This window comes from Glycomyces tarimensis (assembly GCF_054776215.1).
Genome location: NZ_BAAHCB010000031.1, coordinates 44,622 through 60,868 on the forward strand (window position 1 = coordinate 44,622; position 16,247 = coordinate 60,868).

Genomic DNA, 16,247 nt, shown 5'->3' on the forward strand with positions numbered 1-16,247 from the left:
TTACAATCGGTGACGGTCGCGGTCAGGCGCTCGGCGAGAACCGCGGGCGCGGGTTCAGCGGTCCCGCACCGCGAATTCGGCCCACACTCCGAAGTGGTCGCTGGCCCAGACGCCTCGCACCGGCGTCGTGAAGGCGCGTTCGCAACGCTGCGCCGCGAGGTCGGGCCCGGCGTCGCCGGTCCGGGTGAACAGGTAGTCGATCCGGCGGTCTCCGCCGGGCTTCCAGTGGCCTTCCACGAGCGCGTTGAGCGAGGGCGCGAACGTCGGCCCGGGGTCGGCGCCGTTGCACTCGCGCCAGGCGTCGCGGTAGGCGGCCTCCCAGTACCGGACGCTCGGGGCCTCGGATTCGGCGTCGAAGTCGCCACCGAGCAGGACCGTTTGACCGGTGTCGGCGACGATCCGGTCCACCAGCGACGCGGTCGCCTCGGCCTGCGATCGGCGCTCGTCCTCGGCGCCGGGCTGATAGAAGGGTTTGTGGTCGACCGCCAGCAGCGGCGTCTCACTCACCGGCCAGTGCACGTCGACGGCCAGCGCCCCGGCCGGGAAGTCCTCGGACCCGTCGCCGAGCCGGAGGTCGAGTTCGCGCACTTCGCCGAGGGGCCACGTCGAGGCGATCGAGATGCCCGAGCCGTCGGCCGCCCGATCCGTTTGGTGGGCGAGGTGGAAGTCCGGTCCGAGGAGTTCGGCGGCCTGGTCGTCGTCTACGGTCACGATGGCTTCTTGGAGCATCACGATGTCGGGGGCGAGCTGTCGCAGTCCGGCGTCGAGGACCGGTCGGCGGTGGGGCCATTCCCGGAGCCGTCCCAACAGGTTCTGGGTGAGCACTCGCATGTGGTGGGATTCCCCACGGGCGCGCCGACTAACCCTGCGCGGCCGCGGCCGGTCGTATGGTGGGGGCATGGAAACCGTTGAGGAACTGCTTGAACTCGAGCACGCGGGGTGGCGGTCGCTGTGCGACGGCACCGGTGCGGACTTCTACGGGTCGATCATGACCGACGACGGCGTGATGGTCCTGGCGCACGGATTCGTCATGGACCGGCCCGCGGTCACGGCCTCGCTGAACGACGCGCCACCGTGGAAGGACTACGCGATCGCCGAGGAGCGCCTGATCGCGCTCGGGGACGGCGCGGCGGCGCTGAGCTATACGGGCCGGGCCTGGCGCGACGGCGAACCGGAGTTCGCGGCGCTGATGTCGTCGGTGTATGTGCGCGGCGACGGTTGGCGGCTCGCGCTCTACCAGCAGACGCCGCTGCCGCGGGCGTAGCCCGGGTGCGGTGAGGGCGGGTGAGGCCGCCGGAGAGGGCCTCACCCGCGGCTGGCGCCGTCGGGCCACATGACGGTGACCGGCACTTCGCGCTCGCGTGCGGCGTCGACCACCTCGGCCGTTCCTCCGGGGCCTCGGGGCGGCAGTCCGTCCCAGACGGCGAGGAGCCGGTCGGCGGTGTCGAGCATGGCCAGCGACGCGGCCATGAAGGCGTCGCCGTCAGGCTCGGGGTGGTTGAATTCGGTCACCTTGGCGGCCTTGTCGAGCAGCCGATCGTACTCGTCCAGGCTCTCCTGGCGCAGCGTCTCGCGGTATTGCTCGGTCGGGACGATGACCTCCAGGGTGCCGCCGAAGTCGAGGACCGCGTTGGCGAAGAGCCGGTCGGCGCCGTCGGCGAGGCAGGTGAGCCCCACCAGCGAGTCGGCTTCCTCCAGGTCGGCCAGCCACTGCCTGAGCGCGTTGTCGATGTCGATCGCGGTGGCCCCGGTGAGGTCCCGGTGGCCGGTGATGGCGATGCGCATGATCCCGCCTTTCTCTTTCGTTGTCGCGTTCGTGGAGTGGCTTGTGCGGCGGTCGGTGAAACATGAGCGAGGGTGCCGGCCGCGGCCGGCACCCTCGCGGCGGCTCACAGCCCGGTGAAATCCTCGCGGTGGGAGGCCAGCCACTCCTCGAAGGTCTGGAGCTCGGGATTGAGCCGCCGGACCTGGTGGAGGTCCCTGTCACCGGTGAACTCGGCGTCGAACTCGGCGTAGTACTGGAACATGTTGGCCATGTCGTCGGCGCCGGGGAAGCCCGCCGAGCGCATGTCGTCGAAGGACATCGGCACGTACTCCACGCGCTCGCCGATGAGTTTGGCGAAGGCGGCGGCGATCTGGTCGCCGGTCAGGTGCTCGCCGGCGATGCTGACGGTCTCGTCGATGTACCGCTCCCCTTCCTTGAGGATGCCGAGGGCGGTCTTGCCGACGTCGTCGACGGCGATGCCCGCGAGCCGGCTCCGGCCCATGGGGAAGGAGACGGTCAGCCGCCCGTCTCGACGCTGCGGGCGGAAGGGCCCGAGGAAGTTCTCCCAGAAGAACGTGGTGTTGAGGAACGTGGTGGGGACGCCCTCGTCGGTGAACAGGGAGTTCGCCTCGCCTTTGGCGTCGAAGTGCGGGACCTTGTACACGCCGCGGAGGGTCGGCATGCGGTCGTCGTCGAGCGGGACGCGGTCGCGCGTGTCCTCGAGGGTGGACCAGACCGCGTGCCGCACGCCGGCGCTCTTCGCCGCCCGCGCGAGCGAGCCGACTTGGGCGCGCTCGCGTTCGGGGTCGCCGTGCTCCCAGAAGTTCGTGACCATGAAGGCGCCGTAGGCTCCGTCGAACGCCTTGGCGACGGTCGGCTCGTCGTCGAGATCGGCCTGGACGACTTCGACGCCGAGCTCGGCGAGGCGTCCGGCCTCCTCCGAATCGGGGTGGCGGGTGAGCGCGCGGACCGCGAACTCGCCGTCCGGCTCGGCGAGGATGGCCCTGACGAGCCCGCCGCCTTGCGAGCCGGTGGCGCCGACCACGGCTATGATCTTCTTGTCGTCTGCCATGAATGCCCCCTTTTGCGGGATTGGTCCTACCGCCCAATCCTGACACCGTCCGCGCCCGGCGTACAGCCGGTCACTGAGATCCCCCGAAGCCGTCATGAAAGTTCTCTTCAGAATATTGCTTTCTTATGAAGAGTTCTGCCAGGATGATCCGGTGGAGACGTATCCGCCCGAGGAACCCATCTTTCCGCGGGTCCACACTCCACAGAAGGACGTCGCGGCCGGGACCCGTCGGTCGCGGTCTCAACCCCTGTTCAGGCGGGAGTCTGCACAATGAAGGTGAACCTCAAGTCGAAATCGAAGCGGCCCTGGGCGATCGGCCTGGCAGCCGCACTCAGCGCCACCCTGATCACGGCGGCGGCAACCCCCGTCGCCGCCCAACCCGAGGCCCCGAACGACACCAGCGCGACCCACAACGGCCACTGGGACGAGATCGTCCAGCGCTGGTTCGTCAAACGCCATCTCAAGGACATGAGCCTCGAAGAGAAGGTCGGCCAGCTCTTCGTCACCTACGCCTACGGTGAAACCGCCGACACCACCGACCCCGACGACGTCGCCGCCAACCGCTCCGCGCACGGCGTCGACAACGCCGACGAGCTGCTCGAGCAGTACCACCTCGGCGGCGTCATCTACTTCGCCTGGTCGAACAACGTGAACGACCCCCGCCAGATCGCCGGGCTCTCCAACGGCCTCCAGGAGACCGCGCTCGAGGACACCGGCACCCCGCTGCTCATCTCCACCGACCAGGAGCACGGCATCGTCACCCGCATCGGCCCGCCCGCCACCCAGTTGCCCGGCGCGATGGCACTCGGCGCGACCCACGACGCCGAGGCGGCCTACGAGGCCGCCCGGATCAGCGGCGAGGAACTGCTCGCGATGGGCGTCAACCAGAACTTCGCGCCCGTCGCGGACGTCAACGTCGACCCCGACAACCCCGTCATCGGGGTGCGCTCCTTCTCCTCCGACCCGCAGCACGCCGCCGACATGGTCGCCGCGCAGGTCGCCGGCTACCAGTCCGGCGACCTGGCCTCCACCATCAAGCACTTCCCCGGCCACGGCGACACCTCCGACGACAGCCACACCTCCCTCCCCCAGATCGACCACACCTACGAGGAGTGGGCCGAACTGGACGCGCCGCCGTTCGAGGCCGCCATCGCCGAAGACGTCGACACCGTCATGACCGCGCACCTCCAGTTCCCCGCCCTCGACCCGAGCCTGACCCCGGCGACCCTGTCCGAGCCGATCCTCACCGGGCTGCTGCGCGACGAGCTCGGCTTCGACGGCGTGGTCGTCACCGACTCGCTGTCGATGGAGGGCGTCCGCACCATCTACGGCGACGACCGCGTCCCCGTCCTCGCCCTGCTCGCCGGCGCCGACATGCTGCTCATGCCGCCCGACATCGACCTGGCCTACAACGCGGTCCTCGACGCCGTCGCATCGGGCGAGATCTCCAAGAAGCGCCTGAACGAGTCGGTCACGCGCGTTCTCGACCTCAAATACGAACTCGGCCTGTTCGACGACGCGTTCGTCGACGAGGACGCGATCGACGAGGTCGTCGGCACGAGCGAGCACCTCGATGCCGCCCAGGCCATCAGCGACCAGAGCACGACGCTCGTCACCAACGACGGCGCACTCCCGGTCACCGGAACCGGCGACGCCCTGGTCACCGGCTGGGGCGTGAGCACCACCGCCACGCTCGCCGGCGAGTTCACCGAACGCGGATGGAACGCCGAGAACCTCGTCACCGGGGCGAATCCGCGGCAGGCCGACATCGACGCCGCCGTCACGGCGGCCGAAGGCAAGGACCTCGTCGTGGTCACCACCAACGGCGCCGGGGCCGGCCCGGGCCAGGCCGCGCTCGTCGCGGCCCTGCACGAGACCGGCGTCCCGGTCGTCGCGATCGGCGTGCGCAACCCGTACGACATCGCCTACTTCACCGATGACGCCGACGCCTACCTGGCGACGTACTCCTACGGCGCCATCGCACTCGAATCGGCGGTCAAGGTCGTCCTCGGCGAGACCGCTCCACAAGGGAAGCTCCCGGTCGACATCCCGACCGCGGACGACCCCGACACGGTGCTGTACGGCTTCGGACACGGATTGGGTTACTGATGAGCGGCACGATCAACCGACGCACACTCTTCGGCGGCACCGCCGCCGTCATCGGCGGGGCGGCCATGCCGGCACTCGCCGCCACCGAAGCGCACGCCCGCGGCGGGCGGCGCGTCAAGACCGGCATCGAGGTCCTCGCCGAGAACGACTTCGCCGCCCTCGAAGGACAGGCCGTCGGGGTCATCTCCAACCCGACCGGCATCCTGCCCGACCTCACCCACGAGGTCGACCTCATGCACGAGAGCGGCAACGTCGACATCGTGGCCGTGTTCGGGCCCGAGCACGGCTTCCGCGGCACCTCCCAGGCCGGGGAAGGCGAGGACTACTTCCTCGACCCCAAGACCGGCCTGCCCGTCTACAACGCCTACAACAACAAAGACCGCATGGCCGAACTCCTCGCCGAGGCCGGCGTGGAGACGATCGTCTTCGACATCCAGGACGTCGGCTCGCGGTTCTACACCTACATCTGGACGATGTACCTGGCGATGGAGGCCGCCGCGGAACTCGGCCTGCGCTTCGTCGTCCTCGACCGACCCAACCCGGTCTCCGGGGCCGCCGCCTCGGGACCGGTGCTGCACCCCGAGCACTCGACGTTCGTCGGACTCAAGCCGATCGCCCAACGGCACGGCATGACGATCGGCGAGCTCGCGCGGCTGTTCAACGCCGAGTTCGTGACCGCCGCGGTAGGCACCCCGGTCGACCTGACCGTCATCGAGATGAAGCACTGGCACGGCGGCATGTACTTCGAGGACACCGACCTGCCTTGGGTGGCCCCGTCCCCGAACATGCCGACCCCGGCGACCGCCGCGGTCTACCCGGGGACGTGCCTGTTCGAGGCCACGGCGCTGTCCGAGGGCCGCGGCACCACGCAGCCGTTCCAACTGCTCGGCGCCCCCGAGATCGACCACGGCTGGCAGGAGGCCCTCCGCGAGGCCGACCTGCCGGGCGTGCGGTTCCGCGAGGCCTACTTCAAGCCGACGTTCTCCAAATGGGCCAACGTGGCCTGCGGCGGCGTCGAGATCCAGGTGACCGACCGGGAGGAGTTCGACCCCATCAGGACGGCGCTGGCGATGATCATCGAGCAGCGCCGCGTCTTCGGCCAGTACGGATGGCGCAGCCAGGACGGGGGCGGCTCGTATTGGCTCGACAAGCTCACCGGCAACCAGGAGATCCGCCTGGCCATCGAGGAGGGCGCCGGCATCGACGAGGTCACCGGGCTGTGGGCCGACGACCTCGCCGCGTTCGCGGAGCTCCGCGATTCCCACCTGATCTACCGGCGCAGGGGCCGATGATGGGAACTGGAATGAACCGCCGAATGATGATCAGCGGCACGGCGGGCGCGGCGTTCGCCGCGCTCGCCGGCGCGCGGGTCGCCGCCGAGGAGACCGAAGCCTTGCACGAGATCACCGGACCGCCCACGATCGGACCCGGCGACGTGCCCTTCCCCGATCGGCCGCACGAGTTGCGGAACGGCACGGCGCGCGAGGCCGATCTGATCGCCGAGCAGGTCGAGCGGATCGTCCCGGAGGTGTCGGCCTTCATGGAGGGCCCGACGCCGTCGTTCCCGGGCTTCGCGGTCCTCGCCGCCCGCGACGGCGTCGTCGTGGAGCACGCCGCCGCCGGCCACCAGCTGCGGTACGCGAGCTGGGACGAGGAGGCCGGCGCGGCGGTCGAGCTGCCCGCCGAGCAGTGGGAGCCGATGAGGACCGACACGATCTTCGACCTGGCGTCGATCTCGAAACTGTTCACCGCCACCGTGGCGGGGCGCCTGATCGACGAGGGCCGGATCGACCTGGCCTCCCCGGTGATCGAGTACCTGCCCCAGTTCGACTCCGCCGACCCGGCGAAGACGCCGATCACCGTGAGCGACCTGCTGTCCCACACCTCCGGGATGATCGCGTTCACGAACCTGTACGACCTGCCCGACGACCAGGCGCGAATGGAGAAGATCTACGCCTACCCGCTGCGGCGCGAGCCGGGCAGCGGCTACGAGTACTCCGACCTCAACCTCATCGTGCTGGCGAAGGCGATCGAGCGCGTGACCGGCAGCGGGCTCGACGACCTGGTGGCCGAGTTCATCACCGGGCCGCTCGGCATGGTCGACACCGGCTACAACCCCTCGCCGGACGTCCTGCACCGCGTCGCGGCCACCGAATACCAGCCGTGGACGGGGCGCGGGATGATCCGCGGCTCGGTCCACGACGAGAACGCCTGGTCGTTCAACGGCGTCGCCGGCCACGCCGGGGTCTTCTCCACCGCATGGGACCTGGCCGTGTTCGGACAGATGATCCTCAACGGCGGCGCGACCATCCTCAGTGAGGAGACGACGCGACTGGTGTTCGACAACATGAACCCGGGCCTCGGTTCGGGAGCGGCGCGCGGCCTGGGTTGGCAGCTGGACCAGCGCTGGTACATGGAGTCGATGTCCTCGCCGGTCTCGGTCGGCCACACCGGCTACACCGGGACGTGCATCGTGCTCGATCCGCTCGCCGGGACCCTGCTGGTGCTCATGACCAACCGCGTCCACCCGACCCGGAACTGGGGCACGGTCAGCTCGTACCGGCGCGCCGCCAGCCGCCCGCTCGGCCATTCGGTCCCGGTCGAGCCGCGCACCGGCCGTGAGGCCTGGTACGCGGGCCAGGCAGACGGGACGACGGCGACGCTGACCGCGCCGCTGCGATCGGCGATCAGCCGCGGCTCGATCGAGTTCGCTCTCTGGTACGACACCGAGTCGAGCGACGTCGCGACGCTGGAGGCCAGCGCCGACGGCGAGACGTGGTCGAGCGTCGGCCTCGAGCTGTGCTCCGACGAGCACCGGTGGCAGAGCGACGGGACCTTCTCGGGCTTCTCGGGCAGGCAGTGGATCGACGCGAAGGGCGAACTGCCCAGCGGCACGTCCTGCGTGCGGTGGTCGTACCGGTCCGACCCGTCCTATCAGGGCCGGGGCGTCTACATCGACAAGATCCGCGTCAGGGACGGATGGAAGGTCGTCTTCAACAGCTCACGGCCGCACGACGAGTCGAGGATCGAGCCGCAAGGATGGGCCCCGAGCCGAAACTAGCGACTTCCTGAGCGGGCGCTCGAACGCGGGCCCGCCCACTGGACGGTGATGGGCCGCCACCCGGTGAACGGGTGGCGGCCCGTCGGTGCCACCGCCCGCGCGGTCGGATACCGCGAACCCGGCGTCTACCGGACGGGAGGACAGGCGCCTTGCCCAGGGCACGGACAAAGGCTCTGGCACCCCCACTCCACGGTCACGATCAGCACTGCTCATTGAGGATGATGTCCTTCAACTCAATCAGCGCTTCGATTCGATGGCTAGCCTGTGAAAAGTCATGCCCTCTTGGGATCGGACTGCGGTGATGAGGTGGCTTGATGGCTGACAGCGGACCGTCAAGTGGCAGATCGCCGGCTATGAGTCGGGTGCCGACGTCGCGCCTTGGGCGCGGTTGGATGACTGCAACAGATTCGACAGCGGCAGTCCCGCGTAGAGGCAGAGGCATGCTAGGAACTGCGCGGCGCTTGCCAGTGGAGCCTCGTTTTGTGACGCGTAGTGCTTCACCGTTTCACTTTCGGAGGCACTCTGCAACCAGAACTCGGTCTCCTCTCGGTAGATGAACAGGCAGCATGCGAGGATCGCGACGCTCCACAGCAGCCATCCGGCGGCCGAGCTCCGCAACCGGCCGGTGAGCCCGGCCGCGCCCAGGGCTGCGCACCCGACTGCGGCGAGCAGGAAGGCGATCGCCGGCACGACGTGGCGGAATTCGACGGTGGCTTCGATGTACTCGAGGTAAGCGGCCGAGTCGATCCTGGAGCCCGTGTCGATCGCCGCTCGCGTGCGCTGCACCGCTGCATCGATCGTGGTCAACAGCGCTACCGCGCTCAGCGCGAGCACGAGTGCGGTCAGGAGTCGGATCATCGCCGCAGCGCGGGCGCGGGCCGGGAGTCGTGTAGGCATGAAGTCCATCATGCGCCACGGGCTCCCGCAACGTGCTCACGACCGTGGCCGGCGAACACGTCGCCGTCCAAGATCCGGACCGAGTCGAGCGCCGGCCGGACTCGACCGGCCTACCCTCCGCACCCGAAGCAGCACAGCGCTCAAGACCTGGAACGTCATGCTGTCGTCGGTCTGCGGTCGTCTGGTATACGCCTGACATGGATGAGTGCGGCAGACGGTCGATCCGTGCCGATGTCGACTCCTCGAAACGACTGGGTCGCCACCGCCGCGGCATCGACCGGACCATCGCCTGGCTGGTCGGCCACCGCCGCCCGACTGGCCGCTACAAACGCCACGACCACGGATTCGTCGTGTTTCTCGCCCTCGCCGGACGGGGCCGGCAGATGACTGCAACCGTCGCTGCCGCACGACAAGTCGGAGATCGAGCCGAAAGGAGGGGCCTCGAGCCGAATCCGACGCATCATAGGATCCGGTGATGACGACTGCCTCAATGAGACTTCCGGCCGCCTTGGCGGCCGGCGCACTCCTGCTCGGCGCCTGCTCCGACGAAGGCGGCACCGAGGTCACCGCGGAGGAAATCGCACGCGTCGAGCAGACGCTCGCCCAGGGCTCCGAGCTTCACTGGGAGCTGACGCAGACCGAAGCTCGCGTCGCCGCGGCATGCATGGAGGACTTCGGCTTCACCGTCCACGATCCCCTCGCGCTCCATGGGAATACGATCCCTCATCGGTTCAACGGCTTCCACGCGCCTTACGAGCGGATCCCCACCATCGAGCAGGCGGCGAAGTTCGGCTTCGGACAATGGATGTTCCATGGTCTCGACCCCGAGCAGGTCGAGGCGGTCCAACAGGACCCGGACTACATCGCGTACACCGCCGCCGACGCCGGCTGGGACGACGATGGCCTTGAGGCGCACGACCGGTGGATGGCGATGGGCGAGGAGTACCACCGTGAATGGCGGACCGCATTCCTCGGCCAAGCGGGCGCCGAATACCAGGAGGCGATGAACGCGGCGAGCGACGAGGACTTCGAGGAGGGCGATCTGCCGGAGAAGCCCCCGTTCGGCGGCTGCGAGTTGACCACATTGGAGGTCGTATACGGCGGGCCCGCCGAGCACGAAGGCGACGACGGTGACGTCTGGTACGCCCGGCCGAACCTGGAGAGCCCGCTGACGTGGGTCGCCGACGGCGCCATGTACACCGAGCTCTCCGCGGATTTCCGCGACCAGGAGACCGACTTCCTCGACTGCGTCGACGAGCGCGGCTACGGCCAGTGGGAGTTCGACGAATTCGGCTGGCTTCCCACCTACGACTACTTCTCCCTGGTCTACGTGGGCGAGCCGACGTCGTACCCCCAGCCAGAGAATCTGCCCGAGCCGCCCTCGGACCTGCCCGATGAACGGGAGGCGCTGAAGCAGTTCGAGCTCGACATGGCGATGGACTTCGCCGAGTGCGCCGACACGGCGGGGCTGCGCGAGGACGCCGATGAGGCCTGGGCGCGCCTGCACGTGGAACAGCTCATCGACCGCGAGGCCGAAATCTTCGCCTGGGAAGACCAGATCGACGAGTACCTGACGAACGCCCAGGAATACCTGGGCGCCTGAGCGCCTCAAGGGCCGCGGCGGTGTTCGAGTGAGCCGGACCCGCGGTCGTCGACGGTGACATGGTCGCGCTCGAACGCCACTTGTCGAGGCCCCGGAACGAGGCCGTGTTCCAAGTGCGGACCGCGCGCCAAAGCCGCCTGCGACCGGTCGCCGATTCCGCCTTGAGGCGGCGGGTGCGCCTGGCGGCACCGGCCGCCATCGCTCAGGCGCTTGACATTGACACAGTGACAAGGTCTTCACTGGGGTCCGGAGGTGGTCCCATGAACACGGAACCCACGAACACACAGCACACGCGGCTCGTCGACGCCTTGGCGGCCGGCGACTCGTCGACGCGGCTCAAGGCCGCTCTCGCGGTCGGCACCCGGCCCGACCCAACGCTGGTCGACACTCTCGTGGCGCGGTGCGGCGTCGAGCGCGATTTCTTCGTGCGAGACATGCTCACCTGGGCGCTGACGCGTCTCCCGGCGGACATCACTGTGCCGAGACTGCTCGCGCAGCTGCGTTCGGAGAACGCTCAGGCCCGGAGTCAGGCGTTGCATACACTGTCCAAGATCGGGGACGCCGACGCCTGGCCTGGTATCACGCCGTCCCTGCTCCGCGACCCCGACGACGAGGTGGCCCGGAGCGCGTGGCGTGCCGCCGTCGTCCTCGTGCCGGAAGGGCGGGAGAAGGTCTTGGCCGAGGAACTGGCCGCGCAGCTCGGACGCGGCGACCGGGAAGTGCGTCTGAGTCTGAGCCGTGCCCTCGTCGCGCTCGGGGAGGCGGTCGAGCCGGTGCTCCGGGCGGCGATGGCGAGCGACGACCCGAACGTGTCCGCGCATGCGATCGCCACGGAGCGGCTCCTGCTCGACCCGGACGCCGGTTTCGAGCTCGCCGTCGAGGAGGCGAAACGGATCGTCGCGCTCGGCGGGGAACGGGAGGCTTGATCAGCGTGTTGATCGGTGAGGTCGCGCGCCGCTCGGGCGTGAGCTCCAGGATGCTCAGGCACTACGACGCCCTCGGGCTGGTGCGGCCGACCGGCCGCACCATGAGCGGCTACCGCGAATACGCCGACGAGGACATCCGGCGGATCTTCCACGTGGAGAGCCTGCGCACCCTGGGCCTGTCGCTGCGCCAGATCGGGCGCGTCCTCGAAGACCCCGGATTCGCACCGTCCGAGCTCATCGGCGACCTCATCGGGGAGACCGAGCGGCGGCTGAGCCGGGACCGCGAGTTGCTGGGGCGCCTCCGCGCGGTCGACGCGTCGGAGCCCTCCGGCTGGGAGGACGTCCTGCGCATCGTCGAACTCCTGCACTCCCTCGCCTCGCCGAACGCCGCGCGGCGACAGCAGGCCGTGCTGTCACCGGCGGCGGACGCGCCCGCCGAAGTGCTGGCCGAGGCGATCCTCGGCGAATCCGACCCGAACGTGGCCGGGGCCTTGCGATGGGCGCTCGCACGGGCCGACCACGACGTGGTGGCGAGCCTCGCACTCGGACTGGCCTCGGAGCACGTCGACGTCCGACGGCGCGCGGTGCTGGCGCTCGCCGAGATCCCCCGCGAGGAGGCGGGCGCAGTGCTCGCGGACGCGCTCGGGGATCCGGACGCGACGGTCCGCAGGCACGCGGCACTGGCACTGGGTGCGAGCGGGAGCTCCGAGGCGACGCCGATACTCGTCGGCATGATCGTCGAGGGCGTGAACGACGTCGAGGCGGCCGAGGTCCTCGGAACGTCGGCACTGGACGCCGAGGACGCCGGCCGGATCAAGCGCGCACTGGTCGACGCGCTCGCCGCGCATTCCGGCGATCCTGCGGTGCGGATGCGACTGGTCCAGGCGTTCGCCGAGCTGCCGGTACCGCTTGCACTGGAAGTGCTCCGCGGCCTGGTCCACGACGAGGACCGCACCGTGGCCCGCACCGCGTCGGCCCTCGCGGACATGCTCGAATCGCGGGCGCGCGAGGGCCGGGGCCCCGCGGATTCGTGAACCGCTAGTCCAGCAGCTCGCGCTCGGCCGCGACGGCCAGTGCATCGACCAGCAGCGCCGGTCGGGCCAGCAGTGATTCCAACGTCGTCGCCACTGCACCGAGCGCCTCGCGGTCCTCGCCATAGGCGCAGAACATGCCGGCCTCGGGATCGAACTCGATGCGGTCCAGCACCGAGGTGCGTTCGACCAGGGCGGCGTGCACGGCCGCCTGCCAGTCGTAGCCGTTGCCTTCGAGCCCGTGGGCGTCGAAGACCTCGGCGAGATGGCTGTCGGCCGGCCCGCCCGGACTGTAGATCACCGAGTCGGAGGTCTCGCCCTCGACGAACGTGACGTTGGGGAAGCGGACGAAGTCGGGTCGTTCTGACATGGCCGCCAGGCTATCGCGAACGCCCGACACCCTGTTCGGCCGACAAGTCCGGCTCGGGCGTCCTGGCGCGGAACGGCGCCCGAGGTCTACCATGTGGGATCCGACGAGGGACGGGAGCCGCGATGACCGGTGCCGCCGAGACGCACAGCGTCACCAATCAGCCTCCGCCGCTGGTGGGCCGCGACCTGTTCGCCGACAACGCCCCGTTGCGGGAGGCCGCCGAGCGCCACGGCGCCGGCTGGGTCGCCGCCCGGGCCGGCGAGCTCGGGCGGGTCCTCGGCGGCGCCGACGCGGCGGACTGGGCCGAACAGGCGCACCGATACCCGCCGGTGCTGCGCACCCACGACCGCTACGGGCACCGCGTCGACGAGGTCGACTTCCACCCGTCGTGGCACCGCTTCATGGCCTTGGCCGTCGAGCACGGCGCGCACGCGATGCCCTGGGCCAAGCCCGGTCCGGGCGTGCACGCCGCCCGCGCGGTCGTCCTCGCGATGCTGGCGCAGACCGAGCCGGGGCACTGCTGCCCGATCTCGATGACGTACGCCTCGGTCCCGGCGCTGCGCGCGAATCCCGAACTCGCCGCCGTCTGGGAGCCGAGGATCACCTCCGAGCGGTACGACCCGGGGCTGCGAGCACCCGGCGAGAAGGCGGGCGTGCTGGTCGGCATGGCGATGACGGAGAAGCAGGGCGGCTCCGACGTGCGCGCCAACACCACCGCCGCAACGCCCACAGGGGACGGCTCGTACGTGCTTCGGGGACACAAGTGGTTCTGCTCGGCGCCGATGAACGACGCGTTCCTCGTGCTCGCGCAGGCGCCCGGAGGCCTGTCGTGCTTCCTGCTGCCGCGCGTCCTGCCCGACGGCACTCGCAATGCGATCCGCTTGCAGCGCTTGAAGGACAAGCTGGGCAACCGGTCCAACGCCTCGGCCGAGATCGAGCTGCACGACGCCGTCGCGCACCTGGTCGGCGAGGAGGGCCGCGGCGTGGCCACCATCATCGGGATGGTCAACCACACCCGCCTCGACTGCGTCATCGCCACCGCCGCCGGGATGCGGCAGTTGGTCGCCGAGGCGAGCTGGCACGCCGCGCACCGCAGTGCCTTCGGTGCGGCCCTGATCGAGCAGCCGCTGATGACGCAGGTCCTCGCCGAGCTGTGCGTCGAGTCCGAGGCCGCCACCGCCGTGATGATGCGTCTGGCCGCGGCCTACGACTCGCCCGACGAGGAGCCGTTCCGCCGCCTGGCGACCGCCGTCGCCAAGTACTGGGTGTGCAAGCGCGGCCCCGGGCACGCCGCCGAAGCCCTCGAATGCCTCGGCGGCAACGGCTACATCGAGGAGGCGCCGCTCGCGCGCCGCTATCGCGAGCAGCCCCTGCTGTCGATCTGGGAGGGTTCCGGCAACGTCATCTGCCTTGACGTGCTCCGGACGCTGGCGGTCTCGCCCGAGTCCGGCGAGGCGTTCATGGCCGAGGTCGGGGCGGCTTCGGGCGCCGACGCGCGGTTCGACGAGCATTTCGCGGGCCTCAAGCGGACGTTGGCGGGCGGCGTCGATCCGGCGCGGGCCCGCCGCCTCACCGAGGATCTCGGCCTGGCGCTCCAGGCGAGCCTGCTCATCCGCCACTCCCCCGCCGAGGTCGCCGACGCGTTCTGCGGCTCACGGCTCGGTCCCGACCGCGGCCTGAACTACGGCGCGACGCCGGCCTCGGACGCCTCCGCGATCGTGGCCCGTCATCTGCCAGAACCCGGCTAGGCCGAGCCGCACGGGCGATCTCGGCGCCCGCCCGGGACGCCCTGCCGTGCCCCCGCCGCTGGCGCCCGTCAGGTGGCCGAGCAGGACGGGTGGAGCTCGCTACTCGGTCCGCCGGCGATGAACCCGAAGGACTGGTCGCTCTGGCCGGCGGCGATCGCGCCGTTCCAGCCCACGTCCGAGGCCGTCACCGTCGAACCGGACTGCGACCAGTCGCCGTTCCACGCCGAGCTGATCCGCTGGGAGCCCGGCCAGCTCCAGTCGAGTTCCCAGCCGCTGATCGCGGCGCTGCCGGCGGTGACGGTGACCCGTCCCTGCCAGCCGGAGCCCCAGTCGCCGACGACCTCGATCTCGGCGGTGCAGCCGCCCTCGCCGGTACCGGGCGCAGTCGGCTCCTCGGTCGGCTCCTCGCCGGCCTCGCAGCCCGAATCGGTCTGGGTGAGCAGGCCGAGCTTCCACGGCAGCTGCGAGTAATCGCCCGAGGACCCCGGGTCCATGCCCTGGTAGAGGAACTGGAGGTCGCACGGGTCGATGGTGAGGGTCTGGTCGTAGCCGTCGCGGATCAGCTCGCCGTGGCTGATGTCCTGTGTCCACGCGCCTTGCGGGAAAGTCACGTTGTCGGCCCGCGCGAACGGGTTCGACTCGCTGGCGGCCAAGGGGGTCCACTCGTTCCCGATCGCGTCGAGGCTGTCGGCGGTCCAGGAGTTGAAGTAGCGGCGGCCGTCGGAGCCGATGCCCTCGATCATCATGAGGTACTCGCCGCTGTCGCCGACCCGGTAGACGTTGACCGCCTCGAAGATGCGGTTGTTCCCGGGGTCGCTCATCACGACCACGGTGTCGCCGAAGCCGTTCGGGAACTCCTCGACGGTGGTCTCGGATCGGAAGAAGTAGTTGTTGTCGTTGTTGTAGAACATGTAGCACTTGACGTCGTCGCAGGTGATCCAGTGGTCGACGACGTATCCGCCGCTGCCGGCGTTGTCGGTGACGATCGGCGGGTAGGCGCTCATGAAGTCGCTCGGCGCGGTGGCCGACTGGGGCCGCGAGGGGTCGGAGAGCAGTGAATAGGACGGCAGTCCGGTCTGGTAGATCAGGTACCACTCATCGCGCGGCTCGAAGTAGAACACCTGCGGGGCCGCGGCGTATCGGTCGCCGATGGCCGTCTGGGACAGGTGGTACTGCGGGGCCGAGCCGGCCCGCGACCAGTCGGAGAAGCCTCCGAAGTAGGTCATGCTCCAGCGGCCCTGGGTGTCGGCGGTGGTGGCGTACACGTGGTACTCGCCGTCGACCTCGACCACAGACGGGTCCTTGATGGACACCAGATCGCGGTCGGACGGGTCCTGCGGGGCGACCAGCGCACCGGTCGACTCCCAGGCGAAGCTGGAGGGGAGGGCGTCGGCCTGTGCCGGGTCGGCCGACGGCTGGGCTGCGGCCGTGAAGGTGGCCGCCGCCATGGCGGCGGCGAAGCCGGCCGCGATCAGCGCGGTCCGCACGGCCTTGCGTGGTCTGTCTGACATGATCCGCCTTTCTGCTCGAGTCTTCAGCGGCCTAGTTACCGCTCACAGCCGCAAACACAGCGTAGCCGACATATCGATAGACATAAATAGAAGGGGCGGTGGCGGACGTTGCCCGCCGATCCGGAATGCGACGGGGACGCCGCGGACACGACCG

At 69.9% G+C, this 16,247-nt stretch carries 14 protein-coding genes; 8 read left to right on the top strand and 6 right to left on the bottom strand.

Going from position 1 to position 16,247, the window contains the following annotated elements; translation table 11 throughout:
- Window positions 1-54: 54 nt before the first annotated feature.
- A complete protein-coding gene (locus ACYVK3_RS20395) occupies window positions 55-831 on the bottom strand; it encodes an endonuclease/exonuclease/phosphatase family protein (protein ID WP_460499188.1) in 777 nt (258 codons plus the stop codon).
- A gap of 67 nt (window positions 832-898) precedes the next feature.
- Here ACYVK3_RS20395 and ACYVK3_RS20400 point away from each other — a divergent pair, with 67 nt between their 5' ends.
- Window positions 899-1,264 (top strand): nuclear transport factor 2 family protein, encoded by a 366-nt coding sequence (locus tag ACYVK3_RS20400; protein ID WP_460499189.1) that lies wholly within the window; start codon window positions 899-901, stop codon window positions 1,262-1,264.
- Between the two features lie 41 nt (window positions 1,265-1,305).
- Here ACYVK3_RS20400 and ACYVK3_RS20405 read toward each other — a convergent pair whose 3' ends face one another.
- Window positions 1,306-1,785 carry a hypothetical protein gene (locus ACYVK3_RS20405; protein ID WP_460499190.1) on the bottom strand — a complete coding sequence of 160 codons (480 nt, stop codon included), beginning with the start codon at window positions 1,783-1,785 and terminating at the stop codon, window positions 1,306-1,308.
- 104 nt (window positions 1,786-1,889) lie between these two features.
- A complete protein-coding gene (locus tag ACYVK3_RS20410) occupies window positions 1,890-2,837 on the bottom strand; it encodes an NmrA/HSCARG family protein (RefSeq protein ID WP_460499191.1) in 948 nt (315 codons plus the stop codon).
- Window positions 2,838-3,107: 270 nt separating this feature from the next.
- Here ACYVK3_RS20410 and ACYVK3_RS20415 point away from each other — a divergent pair, with 270 nt between their 5' ends.
- The 3 genes from ACYVK3_RS20415 to ACYVK3_RS20425 are packed head-to-tail and all read left to right on the top strand — an operon-like array spanning window position 3,108 to window position 8,007.
- Window positions 3,108-4,946: a glycoside hydrolase family 3 protein gene (locus tag ACYVK3_RS20415; RefSeq protein WP_460499192.1), complete on the top strand. Its 1,839-nt coding sequence runs from the start codon at window positions 3,108-3,110 to the stop codon at window positions 4,944-4,946.
- Entirely contained in the window at window positions 4,946-6,238 is a 1,293-nt protein-coding gene (locus ACYVK3_RS20420) for an exo-beta-N-acetylmuramidase NamZ family protein (protein ID WP_460499193.1), read from the top strand. The genes ACYVK3_RS20415 and ACYVK3_RS20420 overlap by 1 nt, the downstream gene beginning before the upstream one ends.
- Window positions 6,239-6,249: 11 nt before the next feature.
- The gene (locus ACYVK3_RS20425) at window positions 6,250-8,007 is read left to right on the top strand and encodes a serine hydrolase domain-containing protein (RefSeq protein ID WP_460499194.1); all 1,758 of its coding nucleotides are present in this window, start codon (window positions 6,250-6,252) and stop codon (window positions 8,005-8,007) included.
- Between the two features lie 351 nt (window positions 8,008-8,358).
- Here the strand turns inward: ACYVK3_RS20425 and ACYVK3_RS20430 are convergent, their stop codons facing one another.
- Entirely contained in the window at window positions 8,359-8,904 is a 546-nt protein-coding gene (locus ACYVK3_RS20430; RefSeq protein WP_460499195.1) for a hypothetical protein, read from the bottom strand.
- A gap of 475 nt (window positions 8,905-9,379) precedes the next feature.
- On the opposite strand from ACYVK3_RS20430, the gene ACYVK3_RS20435 reads away from it, so the two are divergent.
- The 3 genes from ACYVK3_RS20435 to ACYVK3_RS20445 all read left to right on the top strand — a co-directional run bounded on the left by ACYVK3_RS20435 (window position 9,380) and on the right by ACYVK3_RS20445 (window position 12,467).
- Window positions 9,380-10,507 carry a hypothetical protein gene (locus ACYVK3_RS20435; protein WP_460499196.1) on the top strand — a complete coding sequence of 376 codons (1,128 nt, stop codon included), beginning with the start codon at window positions 9,380-9,382 and terminating at the stop codon, window positions 10,505-10,507.
- 260 nt (window positions 10,508-10,767) lie between these two features.
- A complete protein-coding gene (locus tag ACYVK3_RS20440; RefSeq protein ID WP_460499197.1) occupies window positions 10,768-11,433 on the top strand; it encodes a HEAT repeat domain-containing protein in 666 nt (221 codons plus the stop codon).
- Between the two features lie 5 nt (window positions 11,434-11,438).
- Window positions 11,439-12,467, top strand: coding sequence for a HEAT repeat domain-containing protein (locus tag ACYVK3_RS20445; RefSeq protein ID WP_460499214.1), 1,029 nt, complete (start codon window positions 11,439-11,441; stop codon window positions 12,465-12,467).
- A gap of 4 nt (window positions 12,468-12,471) precedes the next feature.
- Here the strand turns inward: ACYVK3_RS20445 and ACYVK3_RS20450 are convergent, their stop codons facing one another.
- Window positions 12,472-12,834: an Imm51 family immunity protein gene (locus ACYVK3_RS20450; protein ID WP_460499198.1), complete on the bottom strand. Its 363-nt coding sequence runs from the start codon at window positions 12,832-12,834 to the stop codon at window positions 12,472-12,474.
- Between the two features lie 122 nt (window positions 12,835-12,956).
- On the opposite strand from ACYVK3_RS20450, the gene ACYVK3_RS20455 reads away from it, so the two are divergent.
- Window positions 12,957-14,582 carry an acyl-CoA dehydrogenase family protein gene (locus ACYVK3_RS20455; protein ID WP_460499199.1) on the top strand — a complete coding sequence of 542 codons (1,626 nt, stop codon included), beginning with the start codon at window positions 12,957-12,959 and terminating at the stop codon, window positions 14,580-14,582.
- A gap of 68 nt (window positions 14,583-14,650) precedes the next feature.
- Here the strand turns inward: ACYVK3_RS20455 and ACYVK3_RS20460 are convergent, their stop codons facing one another.
- Window positions 14,651-16,093 carry a non-reducing end alpha-L-arabinofuranosidase family hydrolase gene (locus tag ACYVK3_RS20460; RefSeq protein WP_460499200.1) on the bottom strand — a complete coding sequence of 481 codons (1,443 nt, stop codon included), beginning with the start codon at window positions 16,091-16,093 and terminating at the stop codon, window positions 14,651-14,653.
- Window positions 16,094-16,247 lie beyond the last annotated feature (154 nt).